Here is a 19,077-nt window from a genome sequence, read left to right as displayed (position 1 = left end):
TATGTACTCATCAAAAAAACTGATATTAGGTGCCGTATTTGCAGCCGGTATTTTAAATGCATGTAACAAAAGCAATGACGATGTAAATGTTGAAGGCGCATCAGGTCCGGATACCGACGAAAGGAAGTTTATAACACTTACTCTTGCGTATCCCGATACAGAGGGTACTGCCGGGAATGGTGGTACGATGGCCTATGCTATTACCCCTGCACAGGCGGCTGATCCAAATTTTGAAGTAGATGTTTATGCGAATGGTTACGGATTAAGATCTCAAAGAACGGCTCGTGTACAAGGCTCTGTTAACGGGAACTTCCTGTATAATATTCAGTACACAGGAACAGATGGCGGCATTTTCAATAAATACCGGGTTAAAGGCGAGAAAAATTTTGAAGATACACGTGAAGAGGTGAACACCGAACCCATTCTTGGAAGTTCTCCCCGTTGGGTAGTTGCTGCCGAGGGCGTTGGTGTTGGTGTTTTTGCTTCTGCCGCTATTCAAGCTTCTGGCGAAGGCGCCGGTGCTACTTTTATAGATGTAAAAAGCATTGCTAAAATTGCTGTGATCAACTTAAATGATCCTCAGGTAACCCGACAAACAGAGTTCACGATTCCGTTCACTGCCGCACAAACCAAAGACGGCTATCAAATTGGACGTATAGATATGCCTATTTTAAACGCGGCAAAAACAAAAATTTTTATAGGTTGTAATTTGATAAGAACGGATGTTACGAAGCTATCAACAGTAAGCAACAATGGTACACAAAGCTGGAGTTCTGCAACCAACCAGCTCGGAACAGCTACCCTGGTTGTAGATTACCCCTCTTTAGCAAATCCGACTTTAATCTACTCAACACAAAGTAGCTTCGGTAATAATGGATATCGCACCATGATTCAACACCTTGGAGACGATGGTCATATCTATCAGGGAACAGGTGTAAATACTACCGGTCAACCTCATATCCTACGCATAGACAGAAATACAAATACTTACGATAACAGTTATCTATTCAATTTGAAAACCGCGTTAGGGTCCGCAAACAATGTTGCGATAAGGGCCTGGAGGTATATTAAAGAGGGCATAGGACTTGTTATGTATACTGAAACTGGTGTTAATGGTGGTTATCTTGCCTTAATAGATTTAAATGCAAAAACTGCTACCAAATTAGCCACCGATAATCAATCGGATGTGGGTTTCTCCGGGCTTACTGCCGCTCAAAACGGAGGGACTGCGTTAACCGGTACCTTTAGCCAGTTTCAAAACATTGGTGTAGCCGGAGATAATTTCTATGTACCGATGACACCTAATGGCGTAGATGGACATCTTTACATTATTAATTACAAAACAAAAACCATTACCAAAGGCGCTAAATTGAAAAACCGATCCAACAGCTTCTACTTAGGCGCTTATTAATCCAAATATCTTTTAAAAAGCCCGTTGTGTTTTTCCATTACATAGCGGGCTTTTTTCTGCCCGTCAGGTTTTTGAATTTCAGGCATTTAGAAAAGGCCTGAAATTTGTCGTAAATTTGTTATAAATACCCTCCACAAATTGAAGAATAGATTCCCAGACAATAATATCGTAAAAACATCTGCTACAGGCGTATCAGCCAAGTTGGGTTTATGGATCATCTCCTGCCTGTTCCTACTGCTGTGTATGACTGCCTGTAAAAAAGAAAAATTACCGGAAACCGAACCGCCTGCTGCAAATTTCTCGGTAAGCCCTTCCAGCATTACGCTTAGTTTAAATGACTCTTATTCAATACCGCTGTATGTACTGAAAGATAAAGACACGCTTCCTGCTTCAGAAGTGGTTTGGGAATCGGAGAACGAACAGATCGTGGCTTTCTATTCGCCAGGTGTTATAGAGGCCAAATGGGCCGGACAAACGAATGTAATAGCCCAGGGAAAAGATGGCAAAGAACTGGCCCGCTGTGTGGTAACGGTCACCGACTCCAATATTTATAAACTGCGCCTGATTTTAAAAGATAAGGACAAGCATGCTACCCTATCAGTAAATAATCCCTCTGGGTTTCTTTCTGGCAGAGCTATACAACGCAGGCAAAAACAATCAATAGCTGTAGATGAAAATGACCTGCCCATTGCAGACGAATACCTGCAGGAGATAGCCAAAATTGGCGGAACTATTGTTGCTAAAAGCAAATGGCTCAAAACCGTGAGCGTACATGTCAATGATCCTACCCTGCTTCAAAAGTATAAAGCGCTTTCTTTTATAGCCGATGCCAAAATAGTATGGGCTAAAAGAAAAAATGCTTACCAGGGTCCTGCCGGCAGCTGGAGTTTTCCCGGAGGTAATACCGCAGCGCCCCATATCACAATAGGTTCAGACAATAATGTTTACGGCCGGGCTTTTGAAAATATCCGGCAAAATAAAGGCAATGCATTACACCAGCTGGGCTTTAAAGGGCGTAATATGCTTATCGCCGTTATTGATGCAGGCTTTAAAGATGCCAATAAAAACACGATGCTGAACAACCTGCACGTTGTGGGAGCTAAGTCCTTTATTTATGAGCAGCCTGATCCGTTTTTCATGGATGAACATGGCGGCAGTGTGCTGTCCATTATCGGCGGGGCTAAACCTGCCCAATATATTGGCGCAGCCCCCGAAGCCAGCTATTTATTGCTCACCTCAGAAGACAATACGGACGAATACCCCATTGAAGAAGATTACTATGTGAATGCCCTGGAATATGCCGACAGCGCCGGAGTAGATGTAGTCAACACTTCGTTAGGCTATAAAGAATTTCCATTGCCTGGCATGACCAACACCTTTGAAATATTGAACGGGACTACCGCCCATGCTTCGCGCGGAGTATCTATGGCTTTTTCAAAAGGTATATTAGTGGTGGTGTCAGCGGGTAATGATGGCAGCTTTGTGGGCAGCCCGGCAGATTCGCCCGGGGCCCTGGCAGTAGGAATGGCCAATGCAGCAGGTAGTGTTATCACGGCCAGTTCCCGTGGTATGACGGTTGACGGCCGGATCAAACCCGATGTCATTGCGATGGGAGCCGGAGCTTACCGCATCAACAGTGCGGCTAACGTAGTTACGGGTACCGGTACCTCCTATGCGGCGCCAGCTATGACAGGTATGGCTGCTTGCCTATGGCAGGCATTTCCTAACCTGACCAACCAGCAGGTAAGAGATATCATCAGGCAGTCGGCAGACCGTTATGCCAGTCCCACATTACCCTATGGCTATGGATTTCCTGACATGCAGAAAGCCTATACGCTTGCCCAAAGCTTAAATTAGTTGAGTAACCATCCGGCTCTTTTTATAAGAGGGGCAATCATATTTTATTTAACGGCCGTGTTGTTATAACCATTAAGGAATTAAGCTTATTAAGACAAAAAACTTAACTTTTCTTAACCTCTTAATGATTAAGCCATGATTCCCGTTATCTGCATTAATCATAAACCATTAAGGGATTAAGGTTATTAAGACAAAGAACTTAACTATTCTTAACTTCTTAATGGTTAAACTCCGGTAATCTGCAACACCAAATCATAAAAATTTAAGGCATATTAAATGTATTGGCTTAATCCCTATCATCACCCCTGACGCCCGATGCTTCGTCCTAATTTTTCCGGCTTGCGTTCTAAGTTTTCCGTATTTCGTAACCTGCCCGCCGGCAACTGTTTTTACCTTCGCGCTCAGTTTTTCCTTCGCAGGAAATCCGAAAAAAGAAATAAACAATTATGAAGCAAATATTTTTGAGCGCCTTCACGCTCCTCACTATTATTTCCTACGCGCAGCCGGGTGGCGGACGTACAGGCGGGCCTTCAGCAGTTCAGTATACCAATACTTTAATGAGCCCGGATTTCTGGAAGACGCAACCTACTGTTGAGCAGGTGAAAGCAGAGATTGCTAAAGGCAATAGTCCCTCACAACCCGATGCGGCTTCATGGGACCCCACCGCAAGAGCGATCTTAAATGAAGCGCCCCTGGAAACAATCAAATTTATGGTGGAGCAGGAAGGTAATGGTGTAAAGAAAAAAACGCACCACAGCGCATCTTATTTACATTGGGCTGCATCAAGGGGCAATATAGAACTGATCACCTACCTGATAGAAAAAGGTTCAGATGTTCACCTTAATGATAGTCACGGCACTTCTGTTGTTGCTAATGCGCTTACCGGCGGCAGTAAAAACATCCCGGTATTGGAGGCTTTATTTAAAGCAGGAGTTGACCCTAAAAAAAGATATGATGACGGCGCTACTTTACTATTGATGGGCGTTGCTAATGATAAAGACCTGAGCCTGTCTGATTACCTGGTAACAAAGGGACTCTCCTTTAACGATAAAGATGAATATGGCAGCACTGCAGTGGATTATGCCGCAAAGCTGGGCAACCGCGATATCATGCAAAAGCTGATGGCGAAGGGCCTTAAGCCTACTAACCGTGCACTTTTCTTTGCTACACAAGGCTCAAGAATGTCGCAAAACGGTATCGAGGTTTACCAGTACCTGGTAGAACAATTAAAACTGGATCCCAAAGCCATCAATCCAAAAGATGGTGCTACCATTTTACACAACCTGGTGCGTCGTCCGAATAAAGAGGTGATTGATTATTTCCTGGCCAAAGGCGTTGACATCAATAAAAAAGATAACGAAGGTAATACCGTACTGATCAATGCAGCAGGAGGCAGAGACGCAGCGCTGATCACTACCCTGCTCGCTAAAACTACTAATGTTAATGCGGTAAATGAAAAAGGGGAATCTGCGTTAACCAAAGCGGTAGCCAATGGCTCCGCCGAAGTAGTGAATTTGCTACTCCAAAAAGGTGCAGATGTTAAAGTATCAGATAAGGACGGGCATAACCTGGCTTATCATTGGTTTAATTCTTTTAGAGAAGGCAGACCCGGTGGTTCGATGGGCGGAGGCCCCGCACAACCTCAGGGAGATGATTTTGCAGAAAAACTAGCCGTTTTAAAAAGCAAAGGTTTAGATGTTACCGCGCCACAAGGCGATGGCAGCTCGCTGCTGCACCTGGCAGTGGCTAAAGAAAACCCAGCCCTGATCAAAAAAGCCGTTGAGTTGGGCGCTAACATCAATGCACAGGATAAAGAAGGTGCAAGTGCTTTACACAAAGCGGCATTAACGGCCAAAGACGACCAGATACTGAAATCATTAATTGCACTGGGCGTGAAAAAGGACCTGAAAACAGGATTTGAAGAAACCGCTTATGACCTGGCTAAAGAGAATGAGTTTTTGAAAAACAATAATGTCTCTATTACTTTCTTACAATAAAAAATAACATGAAATTAATTATAAAAAGCCTGATAGCTTTTAGCCTGTTTTTCATTAGCAGTGCGGGTATGGCGCAAACCAGCTCTTACAAATGCATGATACAGATGAACAGCTACCAGGGCGAAAAGGCTTACGTCATCATATCACTGATCAATCGTAAAGGGGAGTACGAAAAAACTTTGAGGGTATTGGGCCCGGACAAGCAATGGTTCAATACTTTAAAAGAGTGGTACAAATTCCAGACAAAAAGTAAAGAAAAGATCAGCGCTGTAACAGGCGCTTCCATAGGAGGCGGTGATCGAGCGGTAGTAACGCTGGCAATTGACAGCAAAAAACTGAACGCCGGCTATACCCTGCGTTTTGAAAGTGCTGTGGAAGAAAAACTGTATCACACAAAGGATGCAGAAGTACCATTAACTACGGCTGGTCTTGCAGCTAAAACGGATGGTAAAGGCTATATCAGGTATGTAAGGTTTAGTGGTAGCTAGTTGACAGGTTTATAAGTTGACAAGACGGAAGCCTGTCTACATCATAAAAATAACGATGATCATTTCAGTCTGGAGATATAGCCATTTAACACTGGCTATATCTTCTTTTTTATTATTGACAATAGCCTCTGTAACAGGTATCTTTTTAGCATTTGAGCCGGTTATTGAAAAATCGCGTGATTATAAAGCAGCAAGCTTTGATACGCTCACTTTAGCCCAAACCGTACCCTTATTAAAAGAAAAATTTCCTGGTATACAGGAGGTATCTGTAGATGATCACCAATTTGTTTTAGTTAAATACGCGGCCGAAGAAGGCGGTGATCAACAGGTATATGTAGATCCTGCAACCGGTAAAGTATTAGGTATACCCACTGAAAAACTACCCCTGTTCCAGTGGATGACGACTTTACACCGGTCGCTGTTTATACACGAAACAGGAAGGATATTGATGGGCATTACCGCGTTTCTCCTGATCCTGATTGCGGTGTCGGGTATATTCCTGGTGGTGCAAAGGCAAAACGGCTGGAAGAACTTCTTCTCCAACGTAGAGAAAACCGGCTTCGCCCAATATTACCATGTGGTATTCGGCCGAATCTCACTCTTTTTTATTTTAGCTATTGCACTCACCGGAACTTACATGGCGGTATACCGGTTTATGCCAACGCCCGGTAAAGCCAGTGCGCTGATCGACGAAAGCCAGATCAAAGAAGAACCCCTGAAAGAGCTTTCTGAATTCACTGTTTTACAACAAACCCCACTCTCCAGCCTTCAAAAACTTCAATACCCGTTTTCAGATTTCCCGGAAGACTATTACAATGTTCAGCTCAAAGGCCGGGAACTGTGCATCAACCAGTTCACCGGTGATATACTGGCACAACAAAATTATACAAAGACCTACCAGCTGGCTAATTTCAGCCTGCGCTGGCATACCGGCAGATGGGGAACTATATGGGCGCTGCTCATGGCCCTGGCATCGGCTTATATTCTCTTCTTTATCTACTCAGGCTTTGCCATTACTTTAAAACGCAGGCGGGGACGGTCTAAAAATAAGTTTAAAGCCAAAGATGCCCGTATCCTAATACTGGTTGGCTCTGAAAACGGGGGCACTTTTAAGTTTGCAGATGCCATTTACACACAGTTGATCAGGCATGGCGAAAAGGTATTTATAACCGACCTTTCTAATTTCACTGCATTTCCCAATGCTGAACAGCTGGTTATTATGACCAGTACCTATGGCCAGGGCGACGCCCCCTCCAACGCCAAAAGACTCGCGGATCGCATCCGGCAGTACCCCCAGGGTCAAACTATTCAGTACTCCATTGTGGGCTTTGGTTCGAGAAGCTATAGCCGGTTTTGCCAGTTTGCTTTTGATATTGAAAAGCTATTGCAAAAAACAAGCTGGGCAAACCCGGTACTGCCGGTTTACACGGTAAATGATAAATCGCCACAGGATTTTAGCGGTTGGATGACAGAATGGACCCATAAAACGGGCTTTAGTATGCTGATGCCCCGGGAATTACTGGAACCCGATACCGCTGATTTGAAAAAACTTTCAGTAACCAGCCGCACTAACCCGGATGAAGAAGCCAGTTTTATCATTCAATTCAAATCTTCCCAACTAAGGCACGCTGTGTCCGGCGATCTGCTGGCTATTTATCCCAGGAATGACCACCGGGAACGGCTCTATTCAATCGGGAAGGTTGATAAAAATATTCAGCTAAGCGTGAAACTTCATGAACACGGATTAGGATCTTCTTTCCTTAACCATTTGCAACAAGGTGACATCATCAAAGCCAAACTGGTTAAAAACCAGCATTTCCGTTTCCCTAAAAAGACTAAAAAAGTTATCATGGTATCCAACGGAACGGGCATTGCACCCTTCTTAGGTATGATCACCGAAAACCGCAGGAAGATTCCCATTGAACTTTACTGCGGGTTTCGTAACCGGTCTTCCTTTACTTTGTATGAACCTTTTTTAAACAAACAGTTGAGCAAGGGAAACCTGGCCAGCCTCAGCCTGGTATTATCGCGCGAGGAGGAAAAAGAATATGTAAGCCATCGTTTATTAAAAAATAGTGATGCGATTTTACAATGTTTAAAAAATGGAGGCGTCATTATGCTTTGCGGATCTTTGTCGATGCAGAACGATGTTATGAAAGTATTGGAAGATATTTGCTCCGTTGAAGACCCAATGCGTCTTCCTGAATTGGTAGCACAGGGTAAGATACTTACTGATTGTTATTAAGGAATGAAAGATTGGGATATCTTACCGACCTTTCAGGCTTATAAAAAATATGCGAGCACAATATTTAATATTACCCCTTCTTTTGCTGATCGCGAATGTCAGCTTTTCTCAGGTGAAGCGTACCCGTGGTGCTTTTTTAATGGGTGGAAATTTTGATATTACAATAGTAGCTAAAGACTCAATCACTGCTGAGCAAAATATCGATACGGTCATCGCAGAAATATCAAGGATTGAATACCTGATCTCCGACTGGAAACCTGAAACCCAGGTATCAAGGGTAAACCAGAACGCGGGTATACGACCAGTTAAAGTAGATCGGGAAGTGCTGGAACTCACCGAACGTGCTTTGAAAATCTCTGAATTGACTCATGGCGCTTTCGACATCAGCTTCGCGGCCATGGAAAAAATCTGGAAGTTCGACGGAACGATGACCACTATGCCATCGCCGGAGGCCGTTCAAAAAGCCCGGCAGAAAGTAGGTTATAAAAATATCATAATTAATAAAGACAGTTCAACCATCTTCTTAAAATTGCCGGGTATGAAAATTGGCTTTGGCGCATTAGGCGAAGGCTATGCGGCAGATAAATGCAGGGAGATGATGATGGCTAGAGGTATTACAGCCGGCCTGGTCAATGCTACCGGCGACATACAGGCCTGGGGTACACAGCCCAACGGGAAACCCTGGCGCATTGGCATTAACGATCCTTTCAAAAGCAACGACCTGGTGGGTGTTATAGCCATCAACGGAGCTATCACTACCTCGGGCAGTTATGAAAAATATGCCTTGATTGATGGCAAACGTTATACACATATCATCAACCCTGCAACCGGGTATCCGGCAACAGGCCTGACCAGTGTAACCATTACAGGTCCCAGTACAGAAATGGCCAATGCCTTCAGTACTTCCATTATGGTATTGGGTAAAGAAGCAGGATTGAAACTGTTGAAGCAGTTTCCCCTGTATAAGGCTTTTATGATTACCGATACCGGTAAATATGTTGCCAGCCGGGGCTTTAAGATCGAAAAATTACGCCGCTAATTCGCCTGATGCTGCAACTCGGTCAGTTGCCGGTAACCGGGTATATTACTTCTCGACACAGGCACCTGCTGATCCATCAACTCAACAGAAAGCTTTAATCCCTGGGCATTGCCATCTACCCGTGCCACCCTTTGTACATTTACCAGCCAGCTTCGATGGCTGCGGTACATATGGGCCGCATCACTTACCTGTTCGGCAATATTGGTAAGCGTATTACGCAACAGGGTACTTCGCAGCTGATCGTCTGCCTCCCAGAAAACATTTACATAATTATCCAGCGCCTGAACCGCCAGTAAATTGTCGTGTAATAGTTCGAGCTTTTCTCCCTGGTTATCTCCTGTTAATATCAGCGGCCCGTTATCTTCGTTAGAAGGAGCTACAACATTCTGATGTGTTAAGGTTCCCGAAGCAGAAACATGGGTAGAGCTTCCTGGTGCAACCGCAGGTGGTTGTCGTACCAATCGCGATAATTGAGTGGCCGTTTTTAAGTGATGCCGTAAATGTTGATTATAGGCAATAAGTTCAGCCACAGCTACAGGGAGCACCCCCAGCATCAGCACCCATTTTAACATTACCAACCACCACCACAAAGGCAAAACAGTTTGGTGCATCAACTGGGTAACATATACATTCAGCAGTGTGATAAAAACCATGAGCAGCACATTCCACATAATTTGCTTACCCAGTGTCCATTTCTCGTCATCCAATTTTGGTGTTATCCATTTACTAAATATCCAGCCACCACATAAAATAACCGCACCAGTTGCCGCACCGTATACCAGGGTTACATATAGTAATTTTTTAGTATCAAACAGGTTCAGGCTAAAGGGTTGAAAGAGGAAGAGAAACAGGAACACGAACAGGCCGAATCCGAGTCCCCGCAGCCGGTACCACTTCCAGGTATTAATCGGGAAAGGCTCATTTAATATTTTCCAATGCATGATATTTTCGAGGGTTATTGGGACAACAATTTTCTATACAGCGCTAACAAAGCTATTAATTATGAGGGATTTGACCGTACCATTCATCCCAAAATGTCGTTCACCCCTTAGTATTTGCTATCTGCCCCAAAAAAAGGCTGACCGGTTATCGGAAAACTAGTTTTGCGGAAATCAAAATATTACATTAAAAAACAGTTATGTACCCCGAAAAGCTAAAAAGAAGAACCTATTTTCTATTGCTTCTATTTGTATTGACCGCGCTGGTTAGCCATGGCCAGGAGCAATACCAGACCCTCAGAGGCAGCGTCATTGATCAGCAGTCCAGGAGAGGTCTGGCACAGGTATCGGTTCAGATCACAGGCACTAATCTTGGCGCTACCACCGATAGCCTCGGTAATTTTTTGATACAACAGGTATCTGTTGGCCGGGTAAGCCTGGAAGCCAGTCACATTGGTTATGAACCTTCCCGTCTTTTTAACATAGTGGTGGAGTCGGGAAAGGAAGCGATCGTTAACATTGAATTACTCGAAAAAATAGGCATATCGGAAGAAACCGTGCTGGTTACCGGCAGGCGTGAAAAGCTGGCTGCCCGGCAAATGGCTACAGTAAGCTCTATGGAATTTAATGCAGAAGATACCCGCCGGTTTGCCGGCAGCCGGAATGATGTGGCCCGCATGGCGTCCAATTTTGCGGGAGTTAATAGCCTGAATGACGGCAGCAACGATATTATTATCCGTGGTAACTCGCCGCTGGGTTTGTTATGGCGGTTGGAAGGTGTGGACATTCCTAATCCCAACCACTTTGGCAGCCTGGGCGCCACCGGCGGGCCCGTAGGCATGCTGAATAATAATGTTATTGGCCAGTCTGCCTTTTATACAGGGGCCTTCCCCGCCCAATTTGGTAATGCTACGGCCGGCGCTTTTGACCTGAGCCTGAGAAGCGGTAACAATAGCAAAAGAGAATTTACAGGCCAGATCGGCTTTAATGGCCTCGAACTGGGCGCCGAAGGACCATTCAGTAAAAAAAGTAAAGCTTCTTACCTCGTTTATTACCGGTACAGCATCCCCGGACTGATCAGCTCATTAGGGGTGGATGTGGGCACCGGTGCAGCTGTTCCGGCCTACCAGGATATTAGTTTTAAAGTGGACCTGCCTACAAAAAAAGCAGGACAATTCACGCTGTTTGGAATGGGTGGTACCAGCAATATCAATTTTAAAGGAGATTTGAAAGACACTGCCAATTTTTATAATGACCCCTATAGCAATTTATACAACGGCACAAAGATGGGTGTTGCCGGTATGAAACATACCTACTTCTTTAATAATACTACTTCCTACACTTTAACGGTTGCAGCTACCGGAACGAATGTAACAACAAGACAGGATTCGCTTGATGCAGAACGGATAGCCCATAAAAATTTCAGGCAAAATGGCAATGAGTGGAGATATCTGGCCAGTTTAGTAGTCAATAAGAAGTTTTCGGCCACCGACCGGCTCACTGCTGGTATTACAGTCGACCAATTACATTACAGTTATAATGACAGCAGCAGGAATGCTGATTACGGCTTCATTCCTTTCGCCGTGGAGAAAAACCAGACACAGTTACTACGCGGCTTTGCTCAATGGCAGCACCGTTTTAATCCGCGGTTAACGCTTAATACCGGTGTGTACAGCCAATACCTGGCGCTCAACAGTAACACCTCGGTAGAAGGTCGGTTGGGTCTCCGGTATGCGCTTCCGGCGGCTGGCGCCCTTACACTGGCTTATGGCAAACACAGCCAGATGCAATCACTCATGAGCTATTTCCACGAAACCAGGGTGGGCGATACTTATATACAAACCAACCGCGACCTGGATTTTACCCAAAGCCATCATTTGGTGGCAGGCTGGGAAAAAGCCTTAAAAAATAACTGGAAATACAAGCTGGAAGCCTACACACAACTGTTGCGTAAAGTACCGGTGGAAAAAAGATCATCAGACTGGTCGGCCCTTAATATTGGAGCCGGATACGGATCCGGACTGGAAGATAGCCTTGTAAATAAGGGTACCGGTACCAATTATGGCCTGGAACTTACAATAGAAAAGCCTTTTGCTGAGGGCTATTATGCCCTGGCAACTGTGTCGGTATTTGATTCAAAATATAAAGGAAGCAATGGCATAGCGCATAATACCGTATTTAACGGGAACTATGTTGCCAACGCCCTGGCAGGGAAAGAATGGCACATTGCCGGCATGCACACCATGGGAGCAGATCTGAAAGTGGTGACCGCAGGGGGCAGAAGATTCACCGCTATCGACGAGGCTGCTTCCAAAACTGCCGGCAGGGTTATTTATTACGAGTCCCGTTCATTTGAAGAAAAAACCAGGGCCTATTTCCGCCTGGACTTTAAGCTTACGTATCGGATGAATAACAAAGGATTTATGCAGGAATTTTTTGTGGACTTTCAGAATGTAACCAATCACAAAAATATATTTAATCAATGGTACGATAGCCGCTCGGGTAAGATCCGTACTCAAAACCAGCTGGGCTTCTGGCCGAATTTCAATTACCGGATCCAGTTTTAGCAGGATGTAAAATAAAACCCCGGAAGCTAATCCGTTCCGGGTTTTATATTATTTCAGATACGCCTGTTGTTCACTACCGTTTTGTAACGGTCGTTTCGTTTACTACCGTTTTATCTACTTTAATATTCGTACTTCCCAATACTTTGAGGAATAACTTTGTGTCTTTCGGATAGACCGGCTTGTTAATTTCAATATTGCTGCTGTTATTTACTAATACCACCGGGTCTTTTTGCCGGCTCTCAAATTTCACATGGTCCAGAACAATCCCATCGGCTAATATCAGCTCGGCGCCAATATCAGTAATTAACGACGTGTTTCTGATGCGTATATTTTGTATCGCTGCTTCGGGCAGTCCGCGCACAAAAATGCCTTTCTTCGCACCATCGCAAACAATATTCTCGAATTCCATGTCCCTGAAAACCGGTGTGCCCTCTCCAAAAGTGGTATCTACTTTTCTTACACCATCTGTGGCGAATGTTACGGCATAATGCATGTCAAAGAAAATAGCTTCCTGGTCTATATTGCGCATCTGGATATTGCGGGCGTAAATTTTTTCTACCACACCGCCACGGCCACGAGCCGATTTGAATCGTAGCCCCTTGTCAGTTCCGATAAAGAGGCAGTTCTCAATAAAGATATTTTTGGTACCGCCGCTCATTTCGCTACCTACCACTACCCCGCCGTGGCCTTTATACACCAGGTTGTTCCTGATAATTCCATTCTGGGTAGGCATGCCGCGTTTGCGCCCCTCTTCGTCTTTCCCCGACTTTATACAGATAGCATCATCCCCCACGTCAAATACACAATCTTCCACAATGAAATTTTTGCAGGACTCAATATCCAGGCCATCCCCGTTATGTGAGTATTCGGGGTTTTTTACGGTTACATTCTTGATGATCAGATCTTCGCTCATTAAAGGATGCAGGTTCCAGGCGCCCGAATTCTGAAAAGTCACCCCTTCCAGCAAAATCCGTTTGCACTGTGTGAGCACCAGCAGGTTGGGTCTTAAAAAGTCCTTCATATCGGCATAATCACTCAAAGGTTTGCCAGGCTCCAGCAGCATACTGCGTTTGGTTTCGCTGGCTACTTTAAACTGTTCTGAGGGATACCATCTTTTACCGTCGGTACTAATAACACCACCTGATTTAACCCTGGCCTTCCAGAAAGATTCGGTAACGGCAGATTTGGTCAGGCCTCTCCATATATCGCCGTTTCCATCAATCACACCGCCGCCTGTAATCGCTATATTTTCTGCATTCCTGGCCCATATCGGCGACTGGTTGCGTGCTGAGCTTCTACCCTCATAACTACCGGCTACTATTTCATACTTTGTTTTATCGTCTGTAAACAGCAGCATCGCGCCTTTTTGCACATACAGGTTTACATTGCTTTTCAGCTCCAGTGGGCCGGTAAGCCATATCCCAAATGGAATTACCACTACACCGCCTCCGTTAGCATTACAGGCTTTAATAGTTTTAGTGATACTTTCCGTATTTAATACGGTTCCGTTAGCTACCGCTCCATATTTTACGATATTAAAACTGTCTTTTTTAAAAGAGGTCTTTTTCACATCAGGCAGCTTATTCCAGCTAAACTGCGCATGAACCATTGTGGAAAAAGCAGCAAGAGTGACGGCTGCAAAAATGTTTTTAATCATTTTACTTTATTTGTTAAGAAAAACCGGAATCGATTTCATCGATGATAGCTATGGCAACCAACCGGAATTGTCTCAAAAATAAACGATTCGCAGGCTATAGCTACTACAAAAAAACGCAATCGATTGCGAAAAGAATTATTCTGCTATCACCAAAAAGTAACAGGTATATAACCGGTTGGAATACTTATCCCATACACGCGTTTATCCTGCCACCTAAATAAGCTCACCGTTATACCTGATTGATTCTGAATATCCTTATCTTTCGGGCATACTTTTTGAAATTCTTATTGTCTTAAAAAATAAAAAATGAAACAATTATTTATAATTGCGGCCATTGCTGCATTTGCTTTCACTGCCTGCAAATCTAAAACTACTGAAACCGGAGAAGCGCCGGCCACCGCCAGCCAGTATTATGAGAAGGTTGCAGAATTGGAAGAAACCATGTCAGAGCCGCTGTTAACAACCGAGGCCGCCATCAAAGCAAGAGGCGATAAAAAAGATTTTGCGGGTATTGCCCAGGCAGCCAGGGCTATGGAAGATAGCGTGGATCTAAGGATTAATGCATTAAAAAAAATAGACCCTGTTGGAAAAGGTGGCGCGGATTTTAAAATAGTGGCTACCCGTTACTTCGAGTATATCAAAAGTATTTATACGGCTTACAAAAAAATAGGCGAGGCTAAAACAGAGGAAGAAAGAATGAAAGGCGCTGATGAAATGACCCATATCATTAATGGCCAGGCTGGGGTAATGGCCAACCTGCAATCGGCTCAGGCAAAGTTTGCGGCAGACAACGGGTTTACGATCAATCAATAACCTGGTTACCAGATAAATGAGTATATAAGCGGCTTCGACCGCTTTTTTTTGTGGAAGATTTTCCGTTTTTCGTAAATGGCTCACCCGTTCATGCGTATAATTTCGCCGTTCCATATTTAATAACCAGTGATGATTACAAACGGCAAAGCTCCAAAAAAGAAGAAACAACGCAGTTTATTTTATAGCATTGCGGCCTGGTTACATCTTTGGCTCGGATTAATAACAGGCGCCATTATGGTGGTGGTTTGCCTATGTGCCTGTATTTGGGTATTTAATGAAGAAATTACCGGTTTGCTGGAACCCGAAACAAAAGTGGCGTATCGCAACCAAAAAGTTATACCGCCTTCGCGCCTGATGGCAATCGCAGACTCTTTATACCCGGGTAAGAAAACCGGTTATGCCACCTATAAGCAGGGCAATGCTATTTACCTTTCTTTGGGTGAGGGCCGAAAAGGAAATACCGTTTTAAGAATCAACCCCTATACAGGTCAGGTCATCAGCAGCAAAGAACATAAAGAGGGCGAAACCGATTTCTTCCGGTTTATATTGAATGGTCACCGCTTTTTATGGCTGCCTTACGAAATAGGCCGGCCCATCGTTAATTACAGTACCCTGATATTTGTAATCATACTAATCAGCGGCATGGTGCTTTGGTGGCCCCGCCGCTGGACCAAAGCCGCTAAGCAGCAGGCTTTTACCATCAAAACTAAAGCTTCTTTTAAAAGAGTGAATTATGACCTGCATAATGTATTAGGGTTTTATTCATTGATTGTGCTGGCAATCATGGCACTTACAGGCATGGTGTATGGTATTAAGTGGTACAGCAACGGCTTGTATTGGGTAACTTCTGGAGGCGCCCAATTGCCCGAATTTAAAGCTGCCGGTTCTGACTCCCTGCAAGCCGGTAAATTTTATACGCCCGCTGCTATAATGGATAAAACCTGGAATGAAGTAGCGGCGGCGCATCCTGAAGCAGAAGGCTTCTATTACAATTTTGCTGATACTGCCAAACCCAAAAGCGCTATCAATATCAGTGTATATCCTACCGCGGGTAAATACTACAACCGTTACAGTTTTGTATTCGACCAGTATACCGGCCAGCCAATTGCAGGTAACAACCCAGTATATGATAAAAATTATGATGAGGTTTCAGGGGCTGCTAAACTGCGAAGAATGAACTACGACCTGCATGTGGGATCGATATTAGGCTTACCCGGAAAAATACTGGCGTTCTTCGGCGCTCTTATAGGAGCCAGCCTCCCCATAACCGGTTTCCTGGTATGGTGGGGGAAGCGTAAAAAGAAGAAGAAACCTATGGCGCAGAAAGCCGCCCAATCGCAGGTAAAAAGTATTAAAGTGGCTACGTCAGAACCGGCAACTTTATAAACTCACATAATATATTGTAACAGAAGGGTTGATATGTATTATCGACCCTTTGTCATTAATACACTCACTTATTTTTCCTGCTTACAGTAATCTATTTCCGCATATCGTAAATAACAAACGCTGATCTCCTTCTAATTTCGCGCGCAAATTGTGATTTTATTATGAAGTATGTACTATCCCTCTTTTTGCTGCTGGCATGCGTTGTAAAAGCATCAGCAGTCAATGAGCCTCTTTCTGTTATTAAGGGCACTGTTCGCAGTTCAGACAATAAGCCGGTAGCTAATGCTACGGTTCAGGTAAAGAATACCGATCGCGCTACCGTTACCGACAAAAACGGAGTATTTTATTTCCGAAAACTAGAGGTAGGTACTTACACCATTGTGGTATCTTTTGTTGGTAGCGAACCAGTAGAGCAAATAGTGGAAGTAGGCAATAACGAAACAACGGATGTATCTATTACGATCAATAGCAGCTTACAGGAGCTGGAAGAAATTATTATTAAAAGTGCGCGTAACCGCTACAAGGTAGATGAGTTAAGCGGCTCTATGAGGTTGAAAACTCCGATCCTGAACCTTCCACAAAATATACAAGTGGTTACATCAGATGCTTTGATTGATCAACAGGTATTTGATATTGTAGACGGCATTACCCGTAATGCTAGTGGGGTAATTCGCCAAGGGCATTGGGATAATCAATATGCCAATATAAGAATGCGGGGCTCTAAACTTCCTTCTTTCAGAAATGGCATGAACATCGAAGCATCATGGGGACCAACAGCTGAAGATGCTATTATGATTGACCGGATTGAATTTGTAAAAGGGCCGGGAAGTTTTATGTTAGCCAGTGGAGAACCGGGAGGTTTTTATAATGTCGTAACGAAAAAGCCAACCGGACAAACCAAAGGCCTGGTTAATTTTTCCATGGGTAGTTATAGCACTTACAGGGGCGGCTTAGACTTCGATGGCAAACTTAGTAAAGATGGCAAATTATTGTATAGAGTTGCAGCATCAGCTCAGCAAAAAGACTTTTTCACGAAGTATAACTACAGCAACCGTATAGTGGTTGCGCCCTCTTTGAAGTATCTTATTAATGACAACACATCAGTCACATTAGAATATAACTTCCAGGGATCTAAATACCTATCGAACGGCAACTATACATTCTCTCCCAAAAAATATGCAGATCCGGATATCAGAAACAATTTCTTTTATGGCGATCCCTCGATGGAGCCTGGCAAGCTCCGAGATCACAGCGCTTATGTTTATTTCGATCATAAGATCAATGACCGTTGGGAAGCACACGCACAAATTGCTTACTTCAATTTTAGAATGAAAGCGACCAGTACCTGGGCAAACTATTTAACAGCTGACGGAGGAATGAGTCGCTACTACAGTATGTCTGACGAGGCAGGTGAAAACCGGTTCGGGCAATTCTCCTTCTCTGGTGTAGAACATACCGGCCCGGTTAAACATACTATTTTGATGGGTGCTGATTTCGGAAATAAAAAATTCTGGGGCGACTTTCCAACGCTTAAATCAGATTTATATTTTGCAGACAGCATTTTGTTTAATGTATACAATCCAAGATATGGTTTACCAGCCAGCCAGATCCCGGTAGTGGATCGGTCTAAAAGTATTTACACAAGAGCTGCAGCGGGCAACTATATGACCGTAACCACATATTCATCGGCATTCGTACATGATGAGATGTCATTCTTTAAAGAAAAGGTACGTCTTTCATTAGGATTAAGATTTACTGATATGACAACGGTTGGGAAAACAGGTGCTGCAGATCAAAAGGATGAAGTTTTTTCGCCTAGAGTAGGTTTGAGCTATTCCATCAATAAATCTACTTCAGTTTATGCATTGTTTGATCAAACTTTTGTACCTGTTGCCGGGACTGATTTCTTTGGCAACACCTTTAAACCCGTACGTGGTAATGATATTGAGGGTGGAATCAAAAAAGAATGGTTTGCCGGCCGATGGATGTCAACCATATCCGTTTATAATATTAAAAGAAAAAATGCCCTTGTACCTGACCCGGATGCCTCGCATGTAGTAGGTAACCAGACATTCAATATACAGGCAGGTGAAACTACTTCGAAAGGTATTGAAGTAGATATTGTGGGGGAAATCTTACCAGGCTTGAATCTTACGGCCAATTATGCTTACACCGATTCAAGGATAACCAAGGCATCCACTACCGCCAGCTCGGCTGCAACCGTTGGCAACAGAACTGCTTATGTTCCTTACAATGTTACTAATCTTTGGTTACAGTACAGGGTGCAGCAAGGCTTCTTAGAAGGCTTTGGTCTATCAGGCGGCATCCAGTCTCAAACCGGCCGTGTAGTAGGCAATTCAAAAGCCACCAATTTCCCCGACTACTTCAGGGCAGATGGGGGTATCAGTTATCAAAAGGGGCGCTATGCTATTTCTATGCTGGTAAACAACCTGTTAAATAATCAGCGATTGATGACCGCAGGTTCCATGACTACTCCCACTGCTGCATTGGCAGCTTCCAAAGGAGCAGTGCCCTATTACTCATATATCGTTGAAGCCCGCAGAAATATGCGAATAGGTATTACTTACAGGTTCTAAAAAGTGTTTTACTACCAATCATAACTAAGAAAAAGAGGCGGATCATCGCCTCTTTTGTTTTTTTAATCCAGGAGAAAACCAG

General features: G+C 44.0%; 12 protein-coding genes. 10 read left to right on the top strand and 2 right to left on the bottom strand.

What is annotated here, in order from left to right; genetic code table 11:
- The first annotated feature begins 1 nt into the window (after position 1).
- The 6 genes from U0035_RS15065 (at position 2) to U0035_RS15040 (ending at position 9,037) form a co-directional block, all read left to right on the top strand.
- Complete coding sequence (locus U0035_RS15065) at positions 2 to 1,411, top strand: DUF4374 domain-containing protein (protein WP_211316482.1); 1,410 nt, start codon at positions 2 to 4, stop codon at positions 1,409 to 1,411.
- A gap of 138 nt (positions 1,412 to 1,549) precedes the next feature.
- Complete coding sequence (locus U0035_RS15060) at positions 1,550 to 3,268, top strand: S8 family serine peptidase (RefSeq protein WP_114791911.1); 1,719 nt, start codon at positions 1,550 to 1,552, stop codon at positions 3,266 to 3,268.
- A 446-nt stretch (positions 3,269 to 3,714) separates the two neighbouring features.
- On the top strand, positions 3,715 to 5,265 hold the full coding sequence (locus tag U0035_RS15055) for an ankyrin repeat domain-containing protein (RefSeq protein ID WP_114791913.1): 1,551 nt from the start codon (positions 3,715 to 3,717) through the stop codon (positions 5,263 to 5,265).
- A gap of 8 nt (positions 5,266 to 5,273) precedes the next feature.
- The gene (locus tag U0035_RS15050; protein ID WP_114791914.1) at positions 5,274 to 5,753 is read left to right on the top strand and encodes a DUF2271 domain-containing protein; all 480 of its coding nucleotides are present in this window, start codon (positions 5,274 to 5,276) and stop codon (positions 5,751 to 5,753) included.
- Positions 5,754 to 5,808: 55 nt separating this feature from the next.
- Entirely contained in the window at positions 5,809 to 7,998 is a 2,190-nt protein-coding gene (locus U0035_RS15045) for a PepSY domain-containing protein (RefSeq protein ID WP_114791915.1), read from the top strand.
- Positions 7,999 to 8,047: 49 nt separating this feature from the next.
- A complete protein-coding gene (locus U0035_RS15040) occupies positions 8,048 to 9,037 on the top strand; it encodes an FAD:protein FMN transferase (protein WP_211316483.1) in 990 nt (329 codons plus the stop codon).
- On the opposite strand, the gene U0035_RS15035 is transcribed toward U0035_RS15040, so the two are convergent.
- Positions 9,034 to 9,978, bottom strand: a complete 945-nt coding sequence (locus U0035_RS15035) for a LytTR family DNA-binding domain-containing protein (RefSeq protein WP_114791916.1) — start codon at positions 9,976 to 9,978, stop codon at positions 9,034 to 9,036. The two genes, U0035_RS15040 and U0035_RS15035, sit on opposite strands and share 4 nt — an antisense overlap.
- 197 nt (positions 9,979 to 10,175) lie before the next feature.
- On the opposite strand from U0035_RS15035, the gene U0035_RS15030 reads away from it, so the two are divergent.
- Positions 10,176 to 12,542, top strand: a complete 2,367-nt coding sequence (locus tag U0035_RS15030; RefSeq protein ID WP_114791917.1) for a TonB-dependent receptor — start codon at positions 10,176 to 10,178, stop codon at positions 12,540 to 12,542.
- Between the two features lie 73 nt (positions 12,543 to 12,615).
- Here the strand turns inward: U0035_RS15030 and U0035_RS15025 are convergent, their stop codons facing one another.
- The gene (locus tag U0035_RS15025) at positions 12,616 to 14,199 is read right to left on the bottom strand and encodes a glycoside hydrolase family 28 protein (RefSeq protein ID WP_114791918.1); all 1,584 of its coding nucleotides are present in this window, start codon (positions 14,197 to 14,199) and stop codon (positions 12,616 to 12,618) included.
- Between the two features lie 306 nt (positions 14,200 to 14,505).
- On the opposite strand from U0035_RS15025, the gene U0035_RS15020 reads away from it, so the two are divergent.
- The 3 genes from U0035_RS15020 (at position 14,506) to U0035_RS15010 (ending at position 18,995) form a co-directional block, all read left to right on the top strand.
- Entirely contained in the window at positions 14,506 to 15,012 is a 507-nt protein-coding gene (locus U0035_RS15020) for a hypothetical protein (protein ID WP_114791919.1), read from the top strand.
- Positions 15,013 to 15,141: 129 nt separating this feature from the next.
- Entirely contained in the window at positions 15,142 to 16,398 is a 1,257-nt protein-coding gene (locus U0035_RS15015; RefSeq protein WP_114791920.1) for a PepSY-associated TM helix domain-containing protein, read from the top strand.
- Positions 16,399 to 16,559: 161 nt separating this feature from the next.
- Positions 16,560 to 18,995: a TonB-dependent receptor domain-containing protein gene (locus tag U0035_RS15010; protein ID WP_114791921.1), complete on the top strand. Its 2,436-nt coding sequence runs from the start codon at positions 16,560 to 16,562 to the stop codon at positions 18,993 to 18,995.
- Positions 18,996 to 19,077 lie beyond the last annotated feature (82 nt).

The organism is Niabella yanshanensis (assembly GCF_034424215.1).
Lineage (GTDB): Bacteria > Bacteroidota > Bacteroidia > Chitinophagales > Chitinophagaceae > Niabella > Niabella yanshanensis.
The sequence above is the reverse complement of the archived record's forward strand: the minus strand, read 5'-3'. Positions and strand labels throughout refer to the sequence as shown.